This window comes from Knoellia sp. Soil729 (assembly GCF_001427985.1).
Lineage (GTDB): Bacteria > Actinomycetota > Actinomycetes > Actinomycetales > Dermatophilaceae > Knoellia.
Genome location: NZ_LMSA01000002.1, coordinates 546,513 through 569,311, shown reverse-complemented (window position 1 = coordinate 569,311; position 22,799 = coordinate 546,513). Strand labels below are relative to the sequence as shown.

The window sequence follows — 22,799 nt, the reverse complement described above, 5'->3', positions numbered from 1 at the left end:
TCGGCGCATGACCTCACTCGAACCCCTCCTGACCAACCTTGCCGCCGGCCAGCACGGCATGTTCACGACGGTCCAGGCGCACCGCGTCGGCATGGACAAGTCGTCCTTGGCGCGGGCCGTCCTCGAGAAGGAGCTGCGGCATCCCATGCGATCCCTGTATGCCGTGACGCACCTCGTCGACGAGTCGTCGCCCCTGGCGTGGCACGAGCACCTCGCCCACGGGACGCGGCTCCTCTATCCGGACCTGGTGTTTGCCAGCCTCACCGCAGTGCTCGCCCACGGCGTCTCGGTCTGGGGCTGCGACCTCAGCAAGCCACAGCTCTTCCGCCCCATCAGTCGCTGCACGGGCGTGAGGGGTGTCCGGGTCGGTCCGATGCGGGGCGAGTCCGTGGAGTCGGCCTGGGGTCCGGCCGCCGCGCCGGCTGACGCCCTGGTGCAGCTCGCCATGGACCACGGCGTGGAGCAGGGCGTCGTCAGTGCCGACAGTGCCCTTCGCGCTGGAAAGGTCACGCTGGACGAGCTCGGGGCAGCGGTGGCGCTCGTCGAGAACTGGCCCGACGCCCACAAGGCCCGCTCGATGGAAGCGCTCGCGTGTGCTTTGCGAGAGTCCGTCGGGGAGTCGCGCTGTGGGATCGCTCTGGAGCTGGCCGGCATACCGGTCACTCCCCAGGTCGAGATCCAGAACGCCTTCGGCAACTTCGTCGCCCGCGTGGACTTCCTCGTCGAGGGGGCCAAGGTCGTCGTCGAGTTCGACGGCAAGGTGAAGTTCCAGGACGGGGATCCCGAGGTGCTGTGGGCGGAGAAGAAGCGGGAGGACCGCCTCCGCCGGCTGGGCTACACCGTTGTCCGGATCATCTGGGCCGATCTCGAGACGCCCGGAGTGGTGGCGGCGAAGGTGCGTGCGGCGGTGCGCGCCGCCGCCGCAGCCTGAACGCGGATGGAGCCCCCGAACGACGAGAAACTCTCACGTCGCGTGATGGCGGCGGTCACGCGGAGTGAGAGAAACCCACTTCAGGCGGGGAAGGTGGGGTCAGGGAGGCGGGCGCGGTCGGCTCGCCGGACGATTCGGGTGGCCCGGGCCTGGCGCACGGAGTCGATGGTCAGCAGCACCAGGGCCACCCACACGATCCCGAACCCGACCCAGAGCGCCCCGCTCACGTGCTCGTGGAGCAGCACGACGCCGATGAGGAGCTGCAGCATCGGGGTGAGGAACTGGATGAGGCCGATCGTCACGAGCGGGATCCGGCGGGCGGCAGCAGCGAAGAAGAGCAGCGGGATCGCCGTCACGACACCGGCGGCGACGAGCAGGCCGGTGTGCCAGGCGCCGTGGTCACCGAACGTCGTCGAGCCGCGCGCGCCGAGCCAGAACAGGACCCCGACAGCGACCGGCGCGAGCACCAGCGTCTCGACGGTGAGCGAGTGCATCGCGTCGAGCGTCGCCCCGACCTTCTTCTTGACCAGCCCATAGAAGCCGAACGAGAGGGCCACCGACACGGCGATCCACGGGAACTCTCCGCCGGCCACCGTCAGGTAGATGGCGGCGGCCGCACCCACCGCCACCGCAGCCCACTGCAACGGCCGCAACCGCTCCCGCAACACGAGCACCCCGAGGCCGACCGTGACGATGGGGTTGAGGAAGTAGCCCAGGGCGGCGGCATAGGTGCGCCCGGTGATGACGGCCAGGACGTAGACGACCCAGTTCACGGCGATGAGCAGTGCGGCGACGGTGAGCCCACCCAGCAGGCGGGGGCGCGCCGCGACGGTGCGCAGCCAACCGAAGTCACGCCGCACGAGCAGCACGAGGACGCAGAACGCCACCGTCCACAGGATGCGGTGGGCGAGGATCTCGAACGCGCCGGAGGGCTGGAGCGCATGGAAGTAGAGCGGGAACAGCCCCCAGATGCCATAGGCGAGAAAGGCCTGGATCGTGCCCCGCCGCAGCTCCGCGTCGTCACCCGTGACGGGTGGGCTCATCGTGCGATCACGCGACGGTCCACGTGTCACGCCCGCGGAGCAGCTCGGCGAGGTCGTCGTCGGTGGCGGGCCCGCCCGCGGTGCTCACGGCCGCCTCGACCTGGGCGCGCACGCCGTCGTCGTAGGTGGGCCGGGACACCGAGCGGAAGATGCCCATCGGCACGTGCGTCATCTCGGGGGAGTCGAGCCGAGAGAGGGCGAACGCCTGGCTGGCATCCTCGGCGCCCGTGTCGTGGACGACGACGTCCATGCCCTGCGCGGAAGCCGCGGGGACGAACTTGAGGCGACCACCCGGCATACGCACCAACGTCTTGCGGTCGTCCTCGGGCCCGACCTGCACCGGCTCGCCGTCGATGAGGTGGACGATGCGCGCCTCCTGCTCGGTCCGGTCCTTGATGAGCTCGAACGCACCGTCGTTGAAGATCGGGCAGTTCTGGTAGATCTCGACGAGCGAGGTGCCGCGGTGCTCGGCGGCCGCTCGCAGGATCCCGGTGAGGTGTTTGCGGTCGGTGTCGGTCGTGCGGGCGACGAACGTCGCCTCCGCGCCCAGGGCCAGCGACACCGGGTTGAAGGGCCGGTCGACCGAGCCGAACGGCGTCGACTTCGTCACCTGGCCAACCCGCGAGGTCGGTGAGTACTGGCCCTTGGTGAGCCCGTAGATCTCGTTGTTGAACAGCAGGATCGTGATGTTGACGTTGCGGCGCAGCGCGTGGATGAGGTGGTTGCCGCCGATCGACAGCGCGTCACCGTCACCCGTGACGACCCACACGTTCTGGTCCGGCCGCGACGTCGCGAGGCCGGTCGCGATCGAGGGTGCGCGCCCGTGGATCGAGTGCATGCCGTAGGTGTCGAGGTAGTAGGGGAAGCGCGACGAGCAGCCGATGCCGGAGACGAACGTGATGTTCTCGCGCTTGAGCCCCAGCTCGGGCAGGAAGCCCTGCACGGCCGCGAGGATGGCGTAGTCGCCGCACCCGGGGCACCAGCGCACCTCCTGGTCGGAGGTGAACTCGCGCTTCGTCTGCTTCGGCGCGTCGGGGGCAAGCAGGGGTATGCCGGCCAGCCCGCTCGGACGAGCGGCTACACCGTTCGTGGTGGGTTGGGTGGTGGTCACGAGACCTCCTCCAGGTGGGTGAGGATGACGTCGGCGAGGTCCACCGTGGAGAACGGCAGACCGCGGACCGACGTGTGGGGGCGGACGTCGACGAGGAACTCGGCCCGCAGCAGCATCGAGAGCTGGCCGAGGTTCATCTCGGGGACGACGACGCGGTCGTAGGACCGCAGGACCTCGCCGAGGTTGGCGGGGAAGGGGTTGAGGTGGCGCAGGTGCGCGGAGGCGACGTGGTGTCCGGCGTTGCGCACGGCCCTGACGGCGGCGGCGATCGGGCCGAAGGTCGAGCCCCACCCGAGGACGAGCAGTCGAGCGTCTCCCGAGGGGTCCTCGACGACGACGTCGGGGATCCCGGCGATGCCGGCGACCTTGGCGGCGCGCAGGCGCGTCATCTTGTCGTGGTTGTCGGGGTCGTAGGAGATGTTGCCGGTGATGTCAGCCTTCTCGATGCCGCCGATGCGGTGCTCGAGTCCCGCGGTGCCCGGCACGGCCCAGGGCCGGGCGAGGGTCTCGGGGTCGCGCAGGAACGGGTGGAAGACCTGCTCGCCCTTGTCGTCGACCCCGTTGGGTTCGGACGCGAACTCGACGCGCAGGTCTGGCAGGTCGGAGACCTCGGGCACCGCCCACGGCTCGGAGCCGTTGGCGAGGTAGCCGTCACTGAGCAGGAAGACCGGGGTGCGGTAGGTCGTCGCGATCCGCACCGCCTCGAAGGCCGCGTTGAAGCAGTCCGAGGGCGTGGACGGGGCCACGATCGGGACCGGCGACTCGCCGTTGCGGCCGAACATCGCCTGGAGCAGGTCGGACTGCTCGGTCTTGGTCGGCAGTCCGGTCGAGGGTCCGCCCCGCTGCACGTCGACGATGACGAGGGGCAGCTCGAGCGAGACCGCGAGGCCGATCATCTCGGACTTCAGGGCGACACCCGGTCCGGACGTCGTGGTCACGCCGATCGCACCACCGAAGCTCGCCCCGAGGGCGATGCCGATGCCGGCGATCTCGTCCTCGGCCTGCATCGTCGTGACGTTGTGGCGCTTGAGTGCCGACAGCGTGTGGAGGATGTCGGAGGCGGGGGTGATGGGGTACGAGCCGAGCACGAGCGGAAGCCTCGCCTGGTGGGCCGCGGCGACCAGGCCGTGGGCGAGGGCGATGTTGCCGGTGATGTTGCGGTAGGTGCCTGCCGGCATCACGGCGGGCGCGATCTCGTAGCTCGACGCGAAGTCCTCGGTCGTCTCGCCGTAGTTCCACCCGGCGCGCAGCGCGGTGAGGTTGGCCTCGAGGATCTCGGGGTGGGCACCGAACTTCTTGGTGAGGAAGGCCTCGGTGCCGGTCGTGGGCCGGGTGTACATCCATGAGAGGAGGCCGAGCGCGAACATGTTCTTGGCGCGCTCCTTCTCCTTGCGGCTCAGGCCCTCGAAGGCGGCGAGCGCGTCGACCGTGATGCTCGTGAGCGGCACGGGGTGGACGTGGAAGGACTCGAGCGAACCGTCGTCGACGGGGTTTTCGGTGTAGCCGACCTTGGCCAGGGCGCGCTTGGAGAACTCGTCGGTGTTGATGATGATGGTCGCGCCGCGGGGGATGTCGGCGAGGTTGGCGCGCAGCGCGGCCGGGTTCATCGCCACGAGCACGTCGGGGGCGTCGCCGGGGGTGAGGACCTCGTGGTCGGCGAAGTGGAGCTGGAAGCTCGACACCCCGGGCAGCGTCCCCTGGGGTGCGCGGATCTCGGCCGGGAAGTTGGGCAGGGTGGAGAGGTCGTTGCCCATGGCGGCGGTCTCGGAGGTGAACCTGTCGCCGGTGAGCTGCATGCCGTCACCGGAGTCCCCAGCGAAGCGAATGACGACACGATCGAGCTTCTGCACGGTCTTGCTGGACATGAACACCTGACTGGAAGAGACGCGGTCGGGGCGCGTGCGTCGTGCCCGACGAGGTCCCTCCATCGTACGACCGGGGTAAGGCAAGGCTATGCCGGTGTCCACCATCGAGTCGCACGGATGTGTGGCCGGGGGAGTGCTCCCCATGGCCGGGCGTGCGCGCGGCTGGCAGGCTGGGCGCCACAGGTTGGACCGGTGGTGTCCGACACCGGCTCAGGGGGGTCCATGTCGTACGAGGTCGAGGTCAAGGACCTGCGCGACTCGGCCACGGCTGCGCGGTCGGCGGCGCGGCAGGTTGCCAGGATCACGCCCGGCAGCCACCTGACCAGCGCCGGCACGGGCATGCCCGGTGCGGAGAGCGTCGCGGTCATGGTGCGGGTGGGCTCGGCGTGGACCACCGAGCTGTCCGACTGGGCCAGGGCGGCGCGCGGCTACGCACGCACCCTCGACACCAACGCCGACCAGTACGAGCTCGACGACGAGGCCGCCCGTGACGCGTTCGGCCCCATCGTTCAGGGGCGCTGACCATGCCGCTGTCCTGGTCCGACATCACGTCCTGGAAGCAGGAACCCCTGGCCACCGCCGAGCGCGAGCTGCGTGCCACCCGGCGCGAGCTGCTCGACCTCGCCGACGAGCTGGCGACGATGGGCCTGCCCAAGAACTGGACCGGGCCGGCCTCGGAGACGTCGCGCACCCGGCTCGGTGCCGTCGCGGACGACCTCCGGGACGTGGTCGCGGAGGTGTCGGCGGCCTACACCGCGGTCTGCGACGCGTCGGACGGTGTCCTCGGCGTCGTCAACGCCGTCGATGCGGCGCAGGAGTACGCCCGGCTCGCCTCCCTCACGATCAGCCCTGCCGGTGTGGTGACGACGAACGAGCTCCTCGTATGCCGTGTCGACGACACCGAGGAGGACGCCGAGGCCCGTCGCGTGCGGCAGGCTCAGGTCGATGAGTGCGTCACGCGGGTGTCGGAGGCGCTGCGCAAGGCCGAGGACATCGATGCCGATCTCCGCGCGGTCCTCACGAACATCGAGCTGAACCGGATCGACGGAGGCGGGGGCACGCTGGCGCAGGCATCGGCCATCGGCGAGGTCGAGGGTGACCTCAGCGTTCTCGAGCCGCCGAGGGGTGACACTCCGGCGCAGAACGCTGGGTGGTGGTCGACCCTCTCGCCGGACGAGCGGGCCCTCGTCATTGCCTTGCACCCCGACTGGATCGGCAACCGCGACGGCATCGACGCGGCCTCGCGCGACCTCGCCAACCGGAGCCTGCTCCAGACCCGCCGCAGCCACGTCACGGCACGGTTGGCCGAGCTCGCGGATGGGTTCATCCGGCCCGACGGCACCCTCGACCCGGTCTTCTACCAGGAGCACATCGACGAGTACACCGACCTCAAGGAGGAGCAGGGGGCCATCGCGACGATCGACGAGATGCTCGCGAGACCGGGGAAGCACCAGCTGCTCGGCATCGACTTCACGACCCCGCGCACGCAGGCGATTCTCGCCAACGGCGACGTCGACACCGCCGACCACGTCGCCGTGTTCACCCCGGGGTTGACGTCCACCGTCGAGGGCATGGGTGGCTATGACTCGAGCATGGCGCAGCTGAGGGCGAGGACCGAGGACGAGCTCTTCCGCCGCGGCGACGAGGGGACCGTGGCCACCGTCACCTGGCTCGACTACCAGGCGCCGCAGTGGGGCACGACCTTCGCCGGTGACTCGGTTGCCCTTTCCGGGTCCGCCGAGGACGGGGGTCGGGACCTCGCTGCGTTCTTCACCGGCCTCAACACCTCGCGGCTGGAGGACCCGGACCTCACCGCGCTCGGCCACTCCTACGGGTCGACGACGACGGGGTACTCGCTCCAGCACGAGGGCACGGGCGTCGACCGGGCCGTCTTCTTCGGTTCGCCCGGGCTCGGCACGTCCGACCTCGGCGACCTGCAGGTCCCCGAGGGCGGCGCCTACTACGCGGAGGCCAAGTGGGACCCGGTCGGTGACCTCGGCAGGTTCGGCACCGACCCCACCGGGCTCGACGGCATGAACCACCTCGAGACGGGCGACGCCGAGTCGGCTGACGGGCGGTCGTGGCAGGGCGTGACGGGCCACTCGGACTACCTCCAGGACGGGTCGACGAGCCAGTACTCGATGGCGCAGGTCGTGGGCGGCCACCCGCAGGACACGATCGAGGGCAACAATGTGGGCTTCTGGACCGACCCGATCGACGCCCAGCCCTGGTGGCCGGGGTTCCTCAAGTGAGAGACGACGACCCGATGACCGGCCTTCGCCACACGCCGACCGACCGACCACGCCGCGTGGTGCGGGTCGCGGCCATGGCAGCCGCCACGGTCGCCGCCTCCCTGGCCCTGCTCGCCGGGTGCACAGCAGACACGGCGAACACCGGAAACAGCGGGAACACCGGAAGCCCAGCAGACACAGGAGGCAACGTGGACGCACGACAGCAGCTCGAGTCGCGTCGCAGCGAGGCGCAGGCCAAGCGCGACAACCTCTCCCTCCTCGCTGAGGTGCGCGAGGCGCTCAGCCGGGTCAGCCCCTCTCTGAGGTGGCGCACGCCGGAGCCGGCCGTCGAGTCCGGCTCCCTGTGCAAGGAGCCCTTCGACGCGGTCGACGGTGCGGGGACGCTCAACCTCACGAGTGGTGGCGCCCTCGGTGCGATCCCGGACACCGACTGGCCGCGGGCCTGGGAGGCGGTCAAGGAGGTCGCGGCCAAGCGCGGGTATGGCGACGAGCACACCCTCAAGGACGAGCCGGGTGGCCACCAGATGTCGGTCTACGACAAGGACGGGTCCGAGCTGTCGGTCGGCACCGGCGTCAACACCGTGGCGACGATCTACGGAGCCTGCTACCTGGCGAAGTGAGGTGCCCAGGACCGGAGGGCGCGCCCCCCGCCGTCAAGGGGCGCGCCCGGCACGTGGGAGGGCGCGGCGCCACCCGGGGTGCGAGTGGCGCCACGCCCTGGTCGGGAAGGCGGTGCTCAGGCCGGCCGGTGTGCGTGGACGTGCGGCTGGCGGTGCCGGGTGGTGAGGAGGACGGCGCCGGCGAGTGCTGCCCCGCCGAGGACGACGATGCCCAGGGTGCCGGGCTCGAGACCGAGGAGGCCACCCTCGACCCGCGGGATGGTGCTCGGTCCGGGTGCCTCACGTGGGACAGAGGTGGTCTGGCCTCGGCAGGCAGCGCGGTCCTCGGGAACGACGTTGCGGCAGGTGTCCGATGCTGCGGAGGTCCCGGGGAGCGCGTCCCCCGGGCCCAGATCCCTGGCGGACGTGGGGCCCGCGAGGAGCAGCAGCCCCAGCAGCGAGCCTCCGACTGCTGCCGTGCTGCGGATGACGACGGTGTTCATGGTGTGTCCCTTCCGATGCTGGTGATGCCTGTTCCCACGACGGTAGGGAGATGCCGCGCACCGCACCTGACCAGCAATGGCGAACTCCCCGACGGTCGCGACATGGCCAGATCTGGCCATCTTCGGGGCGCGGCGAGCGGGGGCCGGGGTGCGATCGTCGCGACCGCTGTTCGCCGGCATACGGCAGGAATACCGTGGGGACGTGGAGCAGTGGACGCCCCCAGACCTCCCGGCTCGTTGGCGGGTCCACGCCAGTCCGTTCGTGGGCCGGCGCGCGGAGTTCCACGCCCTCGACGAGGCCTGGACCGCGGTCGAGGCGGGTGTCCAGCACGTCGTCTTCATCGAGGGCGATGCCGGCGCGGGCAAGTCCCGCTTCATCGCCGAGACCGGGTGCCGCCTCTCGGCCCGTGGGGCGACCGTCCTGCTGGGCGCCTGCGTCGCGGAGCTGGGTGCGCCCTACCAGCCGTTCGTGGGCCCGGTGAGCGCCTTGCGGGTGGGAGTGGCGGCGGGTGCCTTCCCCGGCCTCGTCGAGCCCGCCGGTATGCCGGTCGCCACGCAGCTGGACACCCTCGTGGGACCCGCCGGACCCGTCGTCGACACCCGGCCCTCCACGCGCCACGAGCTCTATGCGGCCGTGTGCGAGACATTGCGAGCGGCCTCGCAGGTCCGGCCGATCCTGCTCGTGCTCGAGGACATGCACTGGGCCGGTGCCACGTCCCTCGAGCTGCTGGCCCACCTCATCCGTCACGGTGACGCCATCCGCACCCTGTGCCTGGTCTCCCACCGCAGCAGCCCCCCCGACCGCTCGGCTGCCCTCGCCGAGACCATCGCCCAGCTCCACCGCGTCGAGGGGGTCGACCGGATGCGGCTCACCCCCCTCACGGTCGAGGACATCGCCGAGTACGTCCGGGTCCGCACCGGCGCCTCCGCGGACCGGTCGCGGTCGGTGGCCCCGCTGCTGCTCGAGCGCACCGCAGGCAACCCGTTCTACCTGCGTGAGGTCGTGCGCGACCTTGAGGACCGCGGCGGACTCGCTGCCCTGGGTGCCGGGATGTTCCCGACACCGCAGACCGTCCTCGACCTGTATGCCGGCCGCCTCGCTCGCTTGGACGGGGAGAGCCGCCGGTTGCTCGAGGTGGCGGCCGTCGTCGGTGACGAGTTCTCGGTCGAGCTGCTCGCCCGGGTCGCGGGTCGGGACGTCGAGGACGTCCTCGACGCCCTTGACGGGGTGCGGGACGCCGGCCTCATCCGTGGGCTCGACCGTGAGGGGGCCTCCTTCGGCTTCGACCACGTGCTCGGACGGCAGTCGGTCGTCGACCTCATGCCGCGCTCGCTCCTGCTCCACGTGCACGTGGACGTGGCCCGGGCGCTGGAGGACGGACCGTCGTCGGCACCGAACCGCGTGCAGCGGATCGCGCACCACTACGCCAGCGCCGAGGTGCTCGGCCACCGTCGCGAGGCGGTCCGCTACCTCACCGAGGCCGCTTCCCTCGCGCGCGGCCGCCTCGCCCACCACGAGGCGGGTCAGGCGCTGGCCCGCGCGGCGGGCCTGACCGACGATCCCGGCGAGAGGGACGAGCTGCGGCTGCGCGCGGCGGAGTCCTTCCGTGACGCCGGCGCCTTCGCCACCGCCTGCGACCTCGACCGCGCCGTCGTGCGCGAAGGGAGCCCGCTGGACCGACTGCGCGCTGCGGTCGCCTTCGAGGGCACCACCTGGCGCATCGGCGACCTCGGGTTCGAGGCCACCGACATGCTCACCACGGCGCTCGCGCGCGCCGAGGTGGGGGAGCACGACCGGCTCAGGATCAGCGCCGTCGCGAGCCTCGGACGTGCCCTGTCCTTCACCGGCGACTTCGACCGTGGGCAGGAGGTCTGCGGCAGGGCGATCGAGTTGGCCCGCGCCTCCGCCGACCGCGCGGCGCTCGCCCACGCCCTCGAGTGCGGCATCGTGATGAACGCCCGTCCGGCCCACGCCGCCGTGCAGGGAGCCCGGAGCGAGGAGCTCGTCCGGCTCGGCCGGGACGTGGGCGATGCCCGCAGCATCTTCATGGGCGCCTCGATCCTGACCCTCGTCACCTACCTCGTCGGCGACGTCGAACGCTTCGAGCGGGCGTTCGCGGAGTCGGTGCGGATGGCCGCCTCGACCGGCGAGCCCTTCCTCCTCGTGCAGTCCTCGTGCTTCGAGTGGGTCAGGGCGTTCGCGCGCGGCGACCTGGCGCGGGCCCGGGCGATCAGCGAGGAGCTCCTGCACATGCCCGGGGCCGGCACGGGGGCCGAGCTCGCGGAACGGCTGTCGTTGCAGACGTTCGTGCTGCGCCGGGAGGACGCGCGACTTCCCGAGGTCGCGGCGCTGATCTCGGGGGACGAGGACGTGGAGCAGCACTGGGCGCCGGGGCTGCTCGCGCTGTATGTCGAGCTGGGTCGGCGGGACCCGGCCCGCCGGGTCCTCGACTGGTTCGTCGGCCAGGACCTGACCCGCTTCGTGGCGTCACCGACGTGGCCGGCGACCATCGCCTTCGTGGCCGAGGCGGCGGTCTGGCTGAGGCACCGCGAGGCGGCGTCGGTGCTGCGCGAACGGGCGAACGAGCTGGAGGGGCACAACCTCGCGGTCGGGCCGATGCTCGCCGTGTTCGGCTCGGCGGACCGCTACCTCGGGATGCTCGACTCCGTGCTGGGCCGTCCGCGAGCGGAGGACCTGCTGAGGTCGGCGCTCGCCATGGACGAGCGCATGGACGCCCCGCTCTTCGCGGCCTACGACGCCGTGGCGCTCGTCGAGCACCTGCGCCGCTCCGGCGCCCGTGCCACCGTGGTCGAGAACGCCCACCGCGACGCGACGAACCGAGTCGGGCGGCTGCACTCACCGCGTCTCACCTCGCGGCTCGGCCTCGTCGTTCCGCGTCGTCGCCGCGACGACGGGCTCACCCGGCGCGAGGTCGAGGTGCTGCGCCTCGTGGCCCAGGGACTGAGCAACCGTGAGCTGGCCGAGCGCCTGTTCATCAGCGAGAACACCGTGACGAACCACGTGCGCTCGATCCTGCTCAAGACGGGGATGTCCAACCGGACCATGGCGTCGCGGTACGCCGCTGACGCCGGGCTGCTCGACCCGGACCCGTGACTCAGCCCGTGACTCACGCCAGCGACTCAGCCCACCGACTCCCTGATGGCGTGGCTCGCGCCGTCGGGCGTCAGGGTGTGCGTCACCTCGACGATGACGTCGGCTGGCACACCGGCCCGTTGGGCCGCGCGAAGGATGGCGTCGGAGGAGTCGGCCTCGTAGAGGCAGAACGTGCGTCGTTTGTCCGCCGAGAGGAACGAGTAGAGCCAGCGGACCTGCTCGTCGTCGTTGATCTCGGCGAGCTCGCGCGCGTCGTCCGGACTCAGCTCGAGCTGCTCGGCGAACTGTCGCTCGATCATGTAGATGGCCATGGGACCTCCCGCTGCGAGTCTAGGCGCGTTGGACCGAGCCGGCCGTGGTCATTTCGGCGGAGCCCGTCAGGCTCGCGCCGTGCTCGCCCCTGCCCGCTCGATAGGGTGGCGTCCATGACCGGATACGTGGCGGCAGCGGCGGTGCTGGCCACCGGCATCCTGCTCGTCATCGCGGCGGTGGGCGCCCGTCGGCTGCTCGCGCCCCACGCTCCCTCGAGGGCCAAGCTCAGCACCTACGAGTCGGGCGTCGACCCGGTCGGCGAGGGATGGGCCCAGAGCCAGGTCCGCTACCTCTCCTACGCGTTCCTCTACGTCGTCTTCGCGGTCGACGCGGTCTATCTCTTCCCGTGGGCCTACGTCCTGCGCGACCCGGGCCTCGGCGCCGCATCGCTCGTCGAGATCGCCGTCTTCATCGGGATCATCGTCATCGGGCTGCTCCACGCCGCCCGGCGCGGTCTGCTGCGTTGGACGTGAGCCCTAGGCTGGGGACCGTGAGCACCGACCAGCCCGTGATGCTGCCGATGCCGCGCGTCGGGCCGGGCAGCGAGCACGCGCCCAAGCCCATCCGAGTGGTCCTCAACTGGGGACGTCGCTACTCGCTGTGGGTCTTCAACTTCGGCCTCGCCTGCTGCGCCATCGAGTTCATCGCTGCATCGATGGGCCGCCACGACTTCATCCGGCTCGGAGTGATCCCGTTCGCCCCCGGACCGCGACAGGCCGACCTCATGGTGGTGTCGGGGACGGTCACCGACAAGATGGCGCCGGCGATCCGTCGCCTCTACGACCAGATGCCGGAGCCGAAGTACGTCATCTCGTTCGGTGCCTGCTCGAACTCCGGTGGCCCCTACTGGGACTCCTACTCGGTGACCAAGGGCGTGGACACACTCATCCCCGTCGACGTCTACGTGCCCGGCTGTCCCCCGCGACCCGAGGCGCTGCTCCACGGCATCATCAAGCTCCAGGAGCAGATCGCCGGCGAGCGGCTGTCCGGTCGCGCCATCGCCGAGCGGCTGGGTGGCGCCGGGGGCTTCACGCCCGGTGACGACTCGGGGGCACCGCGCTACACGGCCCACCGCACCGGGTCGGCCGCAGAGGTCACTCGGGGTCGGGTCGAGCGGCCGAGCTGATGCTCGTCGTCCTGGGCCTGCTTGCCTTCGTCATCGAGTTCGCCTTCATGGTCGGCGTCTTCCTGTTGGCCTCGGCCCTCGCAGGGGCAGGTCTGGGTGGGTCCCTCGCGGGCGTCGGCGCGGTCGTCGTCGTCGCGCTGCTCTGGGGACTGTTCATCGCGCCCCGGGCCCGCAGGCGGATCCCCAAGGTCTCGAGGGCGCTCGCGGCAGGAGGCATGGTCATGGTCGTCGGCGCCGGGCTCCTGGGGCTCGAGCACTCGCGGTTCGGGCTGGTCCTCATCGGGGCCGGGCTCGTTCTGGTGCTCGCCCAGCTGGCGCTCGACGACACCGACCCGCGCGACGGGGGCACCCGGCATACCGGCAGGTAAGAACTTGGCAAAGAGTGCGACCTGAGTTCCCCGGCGACCCCCTGGCGGTCCTAGGTTGCGATCACCGCATCCGGAAATCCCCCAGGGAGATGTCAATGTCGACAGTCCGCTCGATGGGCCTGCTTGCAGCATGTGCTGCCGCAACGAGCCTCGCGATCAGCGCAGTCCCAGCCCAAGCCGTGACGTCCTACGTCGCGCTCGGCGACTCCTACTCCTCGGGGACGGGGACCCGTTCCTACATCGACGACGGCACCCAGTGCCTGCGCTCGACCAAGGCCTACCCCTCGCTCATCGCCTCGGCCAAGGGCTATGCGCTGAACTTCCGCGCCTGCTCCGGAGCCACGATTCCCGACGTGACCACCGCGCAGCTGAGCGCGCTGTCCTCCTCGACGTCCCGCGTGAGCATCTCCGTCGGCGGCAACGACGCCGGGTTCGCCGACGTGCTCACCGAGTGCGCCCTCCCCGGGTGGGCGAGCAACTGCAACGGCAGGATCGACGCCGCCCAGAGCTACGTCAACAACGTGCTGCCCGGCAAGCTGGCCACGCTGTACTCGTCGATCCGCAGCAAGGCGCCCAACGCCAAGGTCGTCGTCGTCGGCTACCCGCGGATCTTCATGGGGGAGGACTGCAACGCCTTCACCTGGTTCTCGCCGGCAGAGGAGACCCGGCTCAACCAGATGGCCGACCTCATCAACGCCAAGACGTCAGCAGCGGCCAGCGCCAAGGGGTTCAGCTTCGCCAACCCGACGGCGCGCTTCGTCCGACACGCGGTCTGCGACGACGTCGAATGGCTCAACGGACTCTCGAGTCCGGTTGAGGAGAGCTATCACCCCAACGTCGCGGGTCACCGCGACGGCTACACCCCGACCGTCAGCACGCCGCTCACCGGCGCCACACTGACGGTGAACGCCAGGACGGTGCAGCAGGCCGTCGCGTCCTCCGAGCGCCTGGCGGCTCAGCAGCGCCCCTACGCCACACGGGACGCCTCAATCACGCCGAAGGAGTTCCATGCACCCGACCTGTCCTCGCGGCGGGTGAAGGCCGCGGCCGCCCGCGCCGGGGTCGACCTGTCGTCGCGTGCCAGCATCGACGCGGCCGACCGGGTCTGGTCCGCGCGCCAGGCCCGCTGACCCCTCGCCTTGTGTGCCTCAGCGCGAGTCCTGGGTCGCGCTGGGGCACACAAGGCCGGTTTAGGGTGATGGCGTGAGCACCGATGAGCTGCGCGACGTCGCCCTGGCCGACTGGCACGAGGCGGTCGCAACCGCGCAGGCGTCCGGCTTCACCTTCTTCGACTGGCTCAGCGCCGTCGACCGCACCTACGACGAGGCGGCGCCCGGCTACGACCTCGTGCTGCGCGCCCTGGACGTCTCCCACGGAGCCGGGACACACGGCATACGGGCCGTCCGGATCACCACGCGCGTCCCCGAGGGTGCCGACGCACCCTCGGTCACCGATGTGTATGCCGGTGCCGCGTGGCACGAGCGCGAGACGCACGAGATGTTCGGTGTCGGGTTCTCGGGCTTCGACGACGGGTCGGGCTCGGGGCTGCGGCCCCTGCTCCTCCCGGAGGGGTTTGCGGGCACCCCGCTGCGCAAGTCGTTCGTGCTCGCCGCCCGGGCGTCCAAGCAGTGGCCGGGCGGCAAGGAGCCGGGGGAGGGCCACGACTCGGCGAAGTCGCCGTCGCGCCGTCGGGTCCAGGCGCCCGGTGTCCCCGGCCCCGACTGGGGTCCGCGCTGACCGGCCCCGTGAGGGTCCGGACGCCACCCATGAGCGGCCTGCTCAACTACTAGGCTGCGTGACGATGAGCGTGCTCGAGGTCGTGGTGAGGTCGGTGGCCGTGCTGGCCGCCTTCCTGGTCTTCCCCCTGCTCGTGGGGCAGACCGAGCACAAGGTCATGGCACACATGCAGGGACGGCTCGGACCGATGTATGCCGGTGGCTTCCACGGGTGGGCCCAGCTCGTCGCCGACGGGGTGAAGTTCGCCCAGAAGGAGGACATCACCCCGCGCGCGGCCGACCGCACGATCTTCCGGATCGCGCCCTTCGTCGCGTTGGTGCCCTACCTCCTGGCGATGGCGGCGCTGCCGCTGCAACGTGGCGTCGTCGCCGTGGACGTGCCGGCCAGCGCGCTGCTGGTGCTGGCCGCCACGAGCGTCGGGGCCCTCGGCACCCTCATGGCCGGGTGGGCGAGCGCCAACAAGTACGCGTTGCTCGGCGCGCTGCGCTCCGCAGCCCAGCTCGTGTCCTACGAGCTGCCGCTCGTTCTGGCGGTGGCCTCGGCCTGCCTCGCCGCGGGAACGCTGCGCCTCTCGGGTGTGGTCGAGGCGTGGTCGCCGTGGTGGCTCCTGTGGCAGCTGCCCGGAGCGATCGTCTTCCTCGTCGCGGCGCTCGCGGAGCTGCAGCGGCCGCCCTTCGACATGCCGATCGCCGACGCCGAGCTCGTCATGGGCCCGTGGACCGAGTACACCGGGCTGCGCTTCGCCTTCTTTCTGCTCGCGGAGTATGCCGGCATCGTCGTCTTCTCACTGCTCTTCGCCGTGCTCTACCTCGGCGGTTGGCGTGGCCCGTTGGATGACCACATCGGTTGGGTGTGGACGTTGCTCAAGGGCTTCGTCATCGCCATCCTCGTCATCTGGTTCCGCGTGGCCTGGCCGCGCATGCGCGAGGACCAGCTCCAGCGGATGGCGTGGCTCTTCCTCCTGCCCCTGGCCCTGATCCAGCTCGGCCTCACCGGAATTGGCGTGGTGATGACGCGATGAACGACAAGGCGAAGTCGAGCAACAAGGGCATCCTGCCCGGCATACTCAAGGGTCTGGCCACGACGGCCAAGACGGCAGTGAAGCCGGTGCACACCCACGAGTACCCCGACGTCGCACCCGACCTGCCGCCGCGCAGTCGTGGTGTCATCGCCCTGCTCGAGGAGAACTGCACGAGCTGCATGCTGTGCGCGCGCGAGTGCCCGGACTGGTGCATCTACATCGACTCGCACAAGGAGACGATCCCGGCGAGCACCGAGGGTGGGCGCGAGCGGCAGCGCAACGTCCTCGACGACTTCTCGATCGACTTCTCGCTGTGCATGTACTGCGGGATCTGCATCGAGGTGTGCCCGTTCGACGCGCTGTTCTGGAGCCCGCAGTTCGAGTACGCCGAGACCGACATCCGCGACCTCCTGCACGACAAGGACCGGCTCGGCGGCTGGATGGAGTCGGTGCCTCCGCCGCCGGCGCTCGACGAGCGGTCCGCCGAGCCGGCCGAGGTCGCCGCCGCCAACAAGCCTGCTCGGGCGCCGCGTGAGCCGAGCGCTGCCCGTGAGCCGCGTGAGCCGCGGGCTCCGCGTGAGCCGAGGACTCCGCGCGAGCCACGCGGTCCTCGAGCCGCCGAGGGACCCGAGGCATGACGTCGTTGGACCTGGCGTTCGCTGCGTGCGGACTCCTCGCCGTGGTGGCGGGGCTCCTCGCCGTGACGACGCGCCAGGTGGTGCACGCCGCCCTGTGGCTCGTCGTCGCGCTGCTCGGGGTCGCCGGGTGCCTGCTCGTGCTCGGCCATGAGCTCGTCGCCCTCGTGCTGGTGCTCGTCTATGTCGGTGCCGTCGTCGTGCTCGTCCTCTTCGCCCTCATGCTGACGCGCGCACCGATCGGCCCCGACCTCGTGCATGCCGTACCCGTGTGGCGTCGCGTCGCCGCGGGGCTGGCGGGGGCCGCGACGACCGCGTTGCTGCTCGCTGCGCTGCTGCCGCTGGCCGGCGGCGCGGTCGAGCGCCGCGACATCGCGAACCAGGCGATCGCCACCGAGCTCTTCGGGACGTGGGTGTGGCCGTTCGAGGCGCTGTCGGTCCTGCTGCTCGCTGCCCTCATCGCGGCGCTCGCCGTCTCCCGAGGCCCCTCGAAGGAGGTGGCTTCCCCGTGATCCACCTCGCCGGGCCCTATGTCGTGGCCGCCCTCCTCGTCGGTCTCGGCGTCATGGGGGTCACGGTGCGGCGCAACGCCGTCCTGCTGCTCATCGGTGTCGAGCTCATCCTCTCCGGGTCGCTCGTGCTGCTCGTGGCGTCCGGTGCCGCCACGGCGTCGCGCTGGGAGGCCTCGAGCGTCCTGCCGCTGTTCGTCATCACCATCGCCGCGGCCGAGGTCGTCGTCGCCTTGGCGGTGATCCTCACGGCGTTCAGGCACAGGGGCTCGATCGACCTCGACGCCCCGCTCGACGACCCACTGGCTGCGACCTCGGCCACGCGGGGTGATCGCACGTGAGCGCCCTGACCGTGTCGTACCTGCTTGTCGGGCTGCCGGTCCTGGCTGCCGTGCTCACCCTCGGGGTCCGGCGCAGCCCGCGGCTGGCGGCCGGGCTGGCGACCGCCATCGCCCTGGTGTCCCTGGCGCTCTCGGTCGTCGGGCTCTTCGTGGCGCCGGTGCGGGGGCAGGTCGTCTCCCAGTCGCGTGGGACGCTGCAGGTCGGTGAGATCGAGATGCCGCTCCAGCTCGGTGCGAGCCCGGCCACCGCGGCGGTGGCAGCCGTCGTGGCGCTGGTCGCCGCCGCTGTCCTTGTCTTCACCCGCTGGTACCTCGCCGACGACGACCGGCTGGGCCAGTTCGCGGCCACCGTCGCGCTCTTCACCGGCGCGATGATGCTCGTCGTCCATGCCCGCGACCTCGTCCTCACCCTCATCGGCTGGGAGGTCATGGGCTGGTGCTCCTACCTCCTCATCGGCCACTGGTCGCGCAAGGAGTCCGCGAGGCGGGCAGCGCACAAGGCCTTCATCGTCACGCGCGTCGCCGACATCGGCTTCGTGCTCGGCATCGTGGGGCTGTCCGCAGGTGCCGGCTCGACCGGCCTCGAGGCGGTCGTCGCACACTGGACCTCTTCGTCCGTCTCCCCGTGGCTTCGCTCGCTGCTGCTCGCGCTCGTCATCATCGGTGTGCTCGGCAAGTCGGCACAGTTCCCGTTCCAGGACTGGCTGCCCGACGCCATGGAGGGCCCGACCCCCGCGTCCGCCCTCATCCACGCCGCCACGATGGTCGCCGCCGGGACGGTCGTCCTGGCCCAGCTGTTCCCCGTCCTCGTCCACGCCGACGGTGCCCGCTGGCTGCTCGGCGCCGCCACGGCGGTGACGATGGTCGGCGCCGCAGTGCTCGCCCTCGGCCAGTCCGACCTCAAGCGCCTCCTGGCCTGGTCGACCGTCAGCCAGGTGGCGATCATGCTCTCGGCGCTCGCGACGGCCACCGCGGAGATCGGCCCGGACCCGGCGCTGTTCCACCTGTGGGCGCACGCGATCTTCAAGTCCCTCCTCTTCCTCACCATCGGCTGGTTGTCCGTCGTCGCTGGCTCGACCCTCGCGGTCGCCCTGCGCGGGGCCGGCAACGTCCACCAGCTCGCGCGCGTCGCTTGGCTGTTCGGTCTGCTGGCCCTTGCCGGCGCGCCGTTCGTCGTGGGTGGCCTCTCCAAGGAGGAGGTCGTCGTGACGGCCTACGAGGGCGCCATCACATCGGGAGGGCCCGGCGTCCTCGTCCTTGCCGCCCTGCTCATCACCGTGGTCCTCACCGCTGCCTACTCGACGCGCGCGCACCTCGTCGTGACCGCCCCGCTCGAGCTCGTGCCGGCGTCCGAGGACGCGGACGCACCGCGTGACCACCACGCCGGTATGCCGCCCGCCCCCGTTCTCGGGGCCCTTGCCGCTCTCACGGTGCTCACCGTCATCGGTGGCCTGGTCCTCGTGACCGGCCTGTTCGACCTGCACGGCGCGTCGCTGGTGTGGATGGCGCTCACGCTGCTCCTCATCCTGATCGGTGTCGGGGTGGCCTACCTCGCCCGTGGCTCCGACGACCCCCGCAGCTCCTTCTTCCGCACAGCCCGCCAACGCGCGCTGGCCGATGCCGGCCTCGGGTTCGACACGGCATACCGGACGGTCGTGGTCCGGCCCGTCCTGGGACTGGCCCGGGTCGTCGCCTTCCTCGACCGTGAGGTCGTCGACGGCTATGTGCGTGGTGCCGCAGCCACTGCGGGGATCGCCGGCTGGCTCACCCAGCGCGGCCACCGGCGCGAAGCACCCTCGGCCGGCGTCGGCCTCGTGGCCCTCGGGCTCATCGTCGCGGGCGGCACGGCGGTGCTGACGTGGCGTTGATCCTCACCTTCCTCGTCCCCGGCGTCGTCGGGCTCTGGCTCGTCACGGGGGGTCGTGCACTCACCACTGGCGCAGCGCGTGCGGTGGCCCTCGTGGCTGCCGTCGTCGGAGCGGCAGCCGCCGTCGTCGCTGTCGTGTCGCGACCGGCCGTCGACCGCGCCTGGATCCCCGACCTGGGGGTCCGCTGGCACTTCGAGGTCGACGGCATCAGCGCCCCGCTCATCATCCTCACCGCGGTCATCGGCGTCCTCGTGGTCGCGCACGCCTGGGTCGAGCAGCCCTGGGCGGGCCCGACCCAGACCGGCAGTGCCGCAACCTATCTCGGCGCCCTGCTCCTCGTGGAGACGGGCGCGCTGGCCACGTTCGCCGCTCGCGACGCCATCCTCTTCTTCATCGCCTTCGAGATCGTCCTCGTGCCGATGTGGCTGCTCATCAGCCGCTACGGCGACCGGCACAACCCCGCCGCACGCGCGGACGCGTCGGCGCGGTTCATCCTCTACACGGCGGTCGGCTCCACGCTCATGCTCGTCGGGATCCTCGTGCTCGTGACGCAGGCGGGCACCGCCGACCTCGACGCCCTGCCGGCCGCCGCCGCGCGCCTCACCCTCCACCAGCAGACACTCATCGCGGCCCTCCTCACCATCGGCCTCGCCGTCAAGGTCCCGGTCTTCCCCCTGCACACCTGGCTTCCGGCGGCACACACCACGGCACCCACTGCGGGCTCGGTGCTCCTCGCAGCGGTGCTCCTCAAGCTCGGCACCTATGGCCTGGTCCGGCTGCCGATGATGACCGTCCCGGACGGCTTCGCCCGCATCGCGCCGGTGCTGGCGGTCGCCGGCGTCATCGGCATCCTCTGGGGCGGACTCATCTGCCTCGTCGAACGTGACCTCAAGCGGCTCATCGCCTTCTCGTCGGTCGCGCACATGGGCTTCGTCGTGCTGGGACTGGCGTCCGGGACCACGACCGGTCTGCAGGCCGCGCTCATCGGCAACATCGCGCACGGGGTGATCGCGGCCCTCCTCTTCGTCGTCGTCGGGGGCCTCAAGCACCGGTGGGGGTCCGTCGACCTCACCGTCGTGCGTCCGGCCCTGCGTGAGGTGTCGCCACGACTCGGCTTCGCCATGATCCTCGGCCTCGCGGCCGGCCTGGGCCTTCCCGGGCTGGCCGGCTTCTGGGGCGAGTTCGTCGCCCTGCTCGGTGCGTGGAACCCGGCGCACCACACCGGCATCCTGCGCACCGGTGTCGTCATCGCGGCGGTGGGTGCGGTGCTGGCGGCGGGCTACAGCCTGCGCGTGGCCCGGCTCGTCTGGGTCGGTGACGCGGTGGCCGACGATGCACCGCACCGGGCCGCTGACGCCCGTGGAGCCGAGCTCGCCGTGATCTCCACGCTGGTCCTGGCCGTCGTCATCATCGGCGTCGCACCCCAGGTCGTGTTCTCCGTGACGGCCGACGCCGCCGCGCTGGTCGGAGGTGCGCGATGACCCTGCAGATGTCCTGGGGCCTGCTGCTGCCCGCCCTCATCCCGGTCGCCGCCATGGTCCTCGTCCTCGTCGTCGACGCGATCATCCCGAGTGCACGCCTGGCCGCACCTGTCATCGGGGCGCTGGGTCTGGCCGTGGGAGCGGCGGCGGCAATACCCGGCGTCGTCGCGTCCGACCCACGGCTCACCCTGTGCACCCCCGCCCCGGACGGACGGTGCATGTGGGACGGGGGGCCGTTGGCGAGCACCCTCCAGATCGCGGCGCTCCTCGCGACCCTGGCCGTCCTGGCGCTGGCATCCGTGCACCGGGCCGGCGTCATCGACGTCGTCCTGCTGCTCGCCTCCGCGGCCGGGGCCGCCGGCGTCGTCGCCTCCCGCGACCTCGGCACCTGGCTCGTCACCCTCGAGCTCGCGACCCTGCCCGTCATCGCCCTCGTCGCCTGGCGCGACCGCCGAGCCGCAGCACACGGCGCCCTCACCCTCCTCACCACCTCGCTCGTATCGTTCGCGCTGCTCGTCCTCGGCACGGCCCTGTGGGTCACCGCCACCGGTGACCCGACGCTGACCGGGCCGTCCCTCGCCACCGCGTGGGCGGTGCCCGAGCAGCGCACCCTTGCCGGACTCGCCACCGTGGTGCTGCTGGCCGGCCTCGCGTTCAAGCTCTCGGCCGTGCCGTTCCACGCGTGGACCCCGACGACCTTCACGGCAGGTCCGCTCCCCGTCTCGGCGCTGCTCGCGTCCGCGTCGAAGCTCGCTGCCGTCGGGGCCCTCATCGTCGTGCTCGCGCCCTATGACGCCGTCGTGGGAATGGCCCGCGGACCGCACGTCGTCGTCGCGGCGCTCGTCATCCTCACCGTCGCCTCGATGCTCGCGGGCACGGTCATGGCGCTGCGGCAGACCGAGGTGGTGCGCCTGCTCGCGTGGTCGACGGTCGCCCAGGCCGGCTGGATCCTCCTGCCGCTCACCGCCCTCTCCGTCGCCGGCCGTCAGGCTGCCGCGGTCTACGCCGTCGTGTATGCCGTGGCCAGCCTGGTGGCGTTCGCTGCGGTCCGTGCCATCCACGGACCGCAGGTCGAGGACCGACGCGACCTCACGGCATACAGGGGCCTGTTGCGGCGCGACCCGATCGCCGGGGGCACGTTGGCACTGGCCCTGCTCGTCCTCGCCGGGCTCCCACCGGGTGTCATCGGGCTCGTCGCCAAGGTCGTCGCGCTGCGCCCGGCCATCGCGGCGGGCCTGTGGCCGGTCGCCGTCGCGGCCGTCGTCGCAGCCGTGCTCGGCATCGCCGTCTATGTGCGCTGGTTCGCGGTCCTCTTCGGTGAGGCCGATGAGCGGGCGCCGGCGCGGCCGGGCTCACGCCGGGCGAGCCTGGGCGTCGCGGCCGTCGGTGCCGCGGTGCTCATCGTCACCAGTGCCCTCCCGCAGCTCCTGGTGGGCCTCGTCACGTGACGTCGGCCAGGGCGGACATCCGGCTGGCGCAGCGCGACGACGCGCCAGCCCTCGCCGCCCACCTCAGCCGCGACCGTGAGGCGTTCGCGGCCACGGAGCCCTCCCGGAGCGAGGACTACTTCACAGCTGCAGGCCAGGTGGAGCGCGTCGAGCGCTACCTCGGTGAGCACGCAGCCGGACGGATGTGGCCGGGCGTCGTCGTGGTCGAGGACGAGGTCGTCGGCTGGGCGACGGTGAGTGACATCCGGCGGGGGCCCTTCCTCGTGGGAGCCGTCGGCTACTGGGTCGGCACGACGCACCAGGGCCGCGGGCACGCGCGTGAGGCGCTGGGCCGGCTGCTCGCGCTCATGAGGGACGAGCTGGGTCTGCACCGTGCCGAGGCCAGCACCTCGCTGGACAACGTCGCCTCGCACCACGTGCTCAGGTCACAGGGCTTCCGGGCCTATGGCACCACCACGTCATCGTTCCTCACGGATGGGCGCTGGCGGGACAGCCTCATGTGGGAGCGCGTCCTGTAGCCGGAACGCGACGCTC

At 71.4% G+C, this 22,799-nt stretch carries 23 protein-coding genes; 18 read left to right on the top strand and 5 right to left on the bottom strand.

Translation table 11 applies throughout. The features are described from left to right. Positions 1 to 7: 7 nt before the first annotated feature. On the top strand, positions 8 to 931 hold the full coding sequence (locus ASG74_RS07710; RefSeq protein WP_056141061.1) for a type IV toxin-antitoxin system AbiEi family antitoxin domain-containing protein: 924 nt from the start codon (positions 8 to 10) through the stop codon (positions 929 to 931). A gap of 80 nt (positions 932 to 1,011) precedes the next feature. Here ASG74_RS07710 and rarD read toward each other — a convergent pair whose 3' ends face one another. The 3 genes from rarD to ASG74_RS07695 are packed head-to-tail and all read right to left on the bottom strand — an operon-like array spanning position 1,012 to position 4,950. Next, positions 1,012 to 1,974, bottom strand: a complete 963-nt coding sequence (gene rarD / locus ASG74_RS07705) for an EamA family transporter RarD (protein ID WP_056141060.1) — start codon at positions 1,972 to 1,974, stop codon at positions 1,012 to 1,014. Positions 1,975 to 1,981: 7 nt separating this feature from the next. Next, positions 1,982 to 3,085: a 2-oxoacid:ferredoxin oxidoreductase subunit beta gene (locus tag ASG74_RS07700; protein WP_056141057.1), complete on the bottom strand. Its 1,104-nt coding sequence runs from the start codon at positions 3,083 to 3,085 to the stop codon at positions 1,982 to 1,984. Next, positions 3,082 to 4,950, bottom strand: a complete 1,869-nt coding sequence (locus ASG74_RS07695) for a 2-oxoacid:acceptor oxidoreductase subunit alpha (protein WP_056143314.1) — start codon at positions 4,948 to 4,950, stop codon at positions 3,082 to 3,084. Before ASG74_RS07695 ends, ASG74_RS07700 begins: the two co-directional genes overlap by 4 nt. A gap of 222 nt (positions 4,951 to 5,172) precedes the next feature. On the opposite strand from ASG74_RS07695, the gene ASG74_RS07690 reads away from it, so the two are divergent. From ASG74_RS07690 to ASG74_RS07680, 3 genes are read left to right on the top strand one after another with little or no spacing between them, the layout of a single operon-like run. Next, positions 5,173 to 5,472 carry a hypothetical protein gene (locus tag ASG74_RS07690; protein WP_156465322.1) on the top strand — a complete coding sequence of 100 codons (300 nt, stop codon included), beginning with the start codon at positions 5,173 to 5,175 and terminating at the stop codon, positions 5,470 to 5,472. Positions 5,473 to 5,474: 2 nt separating this feature from the next. Further along, positions 5,475 to 7,202 carry an alpha/beta hydrolase gene (locus tag ASG74_RS07685; protein WP_056141049.1) on the top strand — a complete coding sequence of 576 codons (1,728 nt, stop codon included), beginning with the start codon at positions 5,475 to 5,477 and terminating at the stop codon, positions 7,200 to 7,202. Continuing rightward, positions 7,199 to 7,822, top strand: a complete 624-nt coding sequence (locus tag ASG74_RS07680; RefSeq protein ID WP_235498851.1) for an LppA family lipoprotein — start codon at positions 7,199 to 7,201, stop codon at positions 7,820 to 7,822. Before ASG74_RS07685 ends, ASG74_RS07680 begins: the two co-directional genes overlap by 4 nt. 116 nt (positions 7,823 to 7,938) lie before the next feature. Here ASG74_RS07680 and ASG74_RS07675 read toward each other — a convergent pair whose 3' ends face one another. After that, on the bottom strand, positions 7,939 to 8,304 hold the full coding sequence (locus tag ASG74_RS07675) for a hypothetical protein (RefSeq protein ID WP_056141045.1): 366 nt from the start codon (positions 8,302 to 8,304) through the stop codon (positions 7,939 to 7,941). Between the two features lie 202 nt (positions 8,305 to 8,506). On the opposite strand from ASG74_RS07675, the gene ASG74_RS07670 reads away from it, so the two are divergent. Further along, on the top strand, positions 8,507 to 11,419 hold the full coding sequence (locus ASG74_RS07670) for an ATP-binding protein (protein ID WP_056141043.1): 2,913 nt from the start codon (positions 8,507 to 8,509) through the stop codon (positions 11,417 to 11,419). A 26-nt stretch (positions 11,420 to 11,445) separates the two neighbouring features. Here ASG74_RS07670 and ASG74_RS07665 read toward each other — a convergent pair whose 3' ends face one another. Beyond that, positions 11,446 to 11,730, bottom strand: a complete 285-nt coding sequence (locus ASG74_RS07665; RefSeq protein WP_056141040.1) for a DUF4242 domain-containing protein — start codon at positions 11,728 to 11,730, stop codon at positions 11,446 to 11,448. A 114-nt stretch (positions 11,731 to 11,844) separates the two neighbouring features. Between ASG74_RS07665 and ASG74_RS07660 the strand changes: the two genes are divergently transcribed. The 13 genes from ASG74_RS07660 (at position 11,845) to ASG74_RS07600 (ending at position 22,783) form a co-directional block, all read left to right on the top strand. After that, positions 11,845 to 12,204, top strand: a complete 360-nt coding sequence (locus ASG74_RS07660) for an NADH-quinone oxidoreductase subunit A (protein WP_056141037.1) — start codon at positions 11,845 to 11,847, stop codon at positions 12,202 to 12,204. A gap of 38 nt (positions 12,205 to 12,242) precedes the next feature. Continuing rightward, the gene (locus ASG74_RS07655) at positions 12,243 to 12,857 is read left to right on the top strand and encodes an NADH-quinone oxidoreductase subunit B (RefSeq protein ID WP_156465374.1); all 615 of its coding nucleotides are present in this window, start codon (positions 12,243 to 12,245) and stop codon (positions 12,855 to 12,857) included. Beyond that, the gene (locus tag ASG74_RS07650; protein ID WP_056141031.1) at positions 12,857 to 13,225 is read left to right on the top strand and encodes a DUF2568 domain-containing protein; all 369 of its coding nucleotides are present in this window, start codon (positions 12,857 to 12,859) and stop codon (positions 13,223 to 13,225) included. Before ASG74_RS07655 ends, ASG74_RS07650 begins: the two co-directional genes overlap by 1 nt. Before the next feature lie 95 nt (positions 13,226 to 13,320). Continuing rightward, a complete protein-coding gene (locus tag ASG74_RS07645) occupies positions 13,321 to 14,355 on the top strand; it encodes an SGNH/GDSL hydrolase family protein (RefSeq protein WP_056141026.1) in 1,035 nt (344 codons plus the stop codon). A gap of 73 nt (positions 14,356 to 14,428) precedes the next feature. After that, complete coding sequence (locus ASG74_RS07640; RefSeq protein WP_056141023.1) at positions 14,429 to 14,962, top strand: NADH-quinone oxidoreductase subunit C; 534 nt, start codon at positions 14,429 to 14,431, stop codon at positions 14,960 to 14,962. Positions 14,963 to 15,026: 64 nt separating this feature from the next. Next, complete coding sequence (locus ASG74_RS07635; protein WP_056141018.1) at positions 15,027 to 15,983, top strand: complex I subunit 1/NuoH family protein; 957 nt, start codon at positions 15,027 to 15,029, stop codon at positions 15,981 to 15,983. Further along, positions 15,980 to 16,621 carry a NuoI/complex I 23 kDa subunit family protein gene (locus ASG74_RS07630; protein WP_056141016.1) on the top strand — a complete coding sequence of 214 codons (642 nt, stop codon included), beginning with the start codon at positions 15,980 to 15,982 and terminating at the stop codon, positions 16,619 to 16,621. Before ASG74_RS07635 ends, ASG74_RS07630 begins: the two co-directional genes overlap by 4 nt. Then, a complete protein-coding gene (locus tag ASG74_RS07625; RefSeq protein ID WP_056141013.1) occupies positions 16,618 to 17,130 on the top strand; it encodes an NADH-quinone oxidoreductase subunit J family protein in 513 nt (170 codons plus the stop codon). Before ASG74_RS07630 ends, ASG74_RS07625 begins: the two co-directional genes overlap by 4 nt. Continuing rightward, a complete protein-coding gene (nuoK, locus tag ASG74_RS07620) occupies positions 17,127 to 17,468 on the top strand; it encodes an NADH-quinone oxidoreductase subunit NuoK (protein ID WP_056141010.1) in 342 nt (113 codons plus the stop codon). Before ASG74_RS07625 ends, nuoK begins: the two co-directional genes overlap by 4 nt. Beyond that, entirely contained in the window at positions 17,465 to 19,336 is a 1,872-nt protein-coding gene (locus tag ASG74_RS07615) for an NADH-quinone oxidoreductase subunit 5 family protein (RefSeq protein ID WP_056141007.1), read from the top strand. Before nuoK ends, ASG74_RS07615 begins: the two co-directional genes overlap by 4 nt. Next, a complete protein-coding gene (locus tag ASG74_RS07610) occupies positions 19,327 to 20,817 on the top strand; it encodes a complex I subunit 4 family protein (protein ID WP_056141005.1) in 1,491 nt (496 codons plus the stop codon). Before ASG74_RS07615 ends, ASG74_RS07610 begins: the two co-directional genes overlap by 10 nt. Beyond that, positions 20,814 to 22,265: an NADH-quinone oxidoreductase subunit N gene (locus ASG74_RS07605; protein ID WP_056141001.1), complete on the top strand. Its 1,452-nt coding sequence runs from the start codon at positions 20,814 to 20,816 to the stop codon at positions 22,263 to 22,265. The genes ASG74_RS07610 and ASG74_RS07605 overlap by 4 nt, the downstream gene beginning before the upstream one ends. Then, positions 22,262 to 22,783, top strand: coding sequence for a GNAT family N-acetyltransferase (locus ASG74_RS07600; RefSeq protein ID WP_056140997.1), 522 nt, complete (start codon positions 22,262 to 22,264; stop codon positions 22,781 to 22,783). The genes ASG74_RS07605 and ASG74_RS07600 overlap by 4 nt, the downstream gene beginning before the upstream one ends. Positions 22,784 to 22,799 lie beyond the last annotated feature (16 nt).

Bases quoted from the DNA above. Each gene is read 5' to 3' on its own strand.
- ASG74_RS07645 (WP_056141026.1), top strand. From the start codon at position 13,321: ATGTCGACAGTCCGCTCGATGGGCCTGCTTGCAGCATGTGCTGCCGCA.
- ASG74_RS07695 (WP_056143314.1), bottom strand. From the start codon at position 4,950: ATGTCCAGCAAGACCGTGCAGAAGCTCGATCGTGTCGTCATTCGCTTC.
- ASG74_RS07710 (WP_056141061.1), top strand. From the start codon at position 8: ATGACCTCACTCGAACCCCTCCTGACCAACCTTGCCGCCGGCCAGCAC.
- ASG74_RS07605 (WP_056141001.1), top strand. From the start codon at position 20,814: ATGACCCTGCAGATGTCCTGGGGCCTGCTGCTGCCCGCCCTCATCCCG.
- ASG74_RS07675 (WP_056141045.1), bottom strand. From the start codon at position 8,304: ATGAACACCGTCGTCATCCGCAGCACGGCAGCAGTCGGAGGCTCGCTG.
- ASG74_RS07655 (WP_156465374.1), top strand. From the start codon at position 12,243: ATGCTGCCGATGCCGCGCGTCGGGCCGGGCAGCGAGCACGCGCCCAAG.
- ASG74_RS07635 (WP_056141018.1), top strand. From the start codon at position 15,027: ATGAGCGTGCTCGAGGTCGTGGTGAGGTCGGTGGCCGTGCTGGCCGCC.
- ASG74_RS07660 (WP_056141037.1), top strand. From the start codon at position 11,845: ATGACCGGATACGTGGCGGCAGCGGCGGTGCTGGCCACCGGCATCCTG.
- ASG74_RS07690 (WP_156465322.1), top strand. From the start codon at position 5,173: ATGTCGTACGAGGTCGAGGTCAAGGACCTGCGCGACTCGGCCACGGCT.
- ASG74_RS07625 (WP_056141013.1), top strand. From the start codon at position 16,618: ATGACGTCGTTGGACCTGGCGTTCGCTGCGTGCGGACTCCTCGCCGTG.
- rarD (WP_056141060.1), bottom strand. From the start codon at position 1,974: ATGAGCCCACCCGTCACGGGTGACGACGCGGAGCTGCGGCGGGGCACG.
- ASG74_RS07665 (WP_056141040.1), bottom strand. From the start codon at position 11,730: ATGGCCATCTACATGATCGAGCGACAGTTCGCCGAGCAGCTCGAGCTG.
- ASG74_RS07650 (WP_056141031.1), top strand. From the start codon at position 12,857: ATGCTCGTCGTCCTGGGCCTGCTTGCCTTCGTCATCGAGTTCGCCTTC.
- ASG74_RS07630 (WP_056141016.1), top strand. From the start codon at position 15,980: ATGAACGACAAGGCGAAGTCGAGCAACAAGGGCATCCTGCCCGGCATA.
- ASG74_RS07685 (WP_056141049.1), top strand. From the start codon at position 5,475: ATGCCGCTGTCCTGGTCCGACATCACGTCCTGGAAGCAGGAACCCCTG.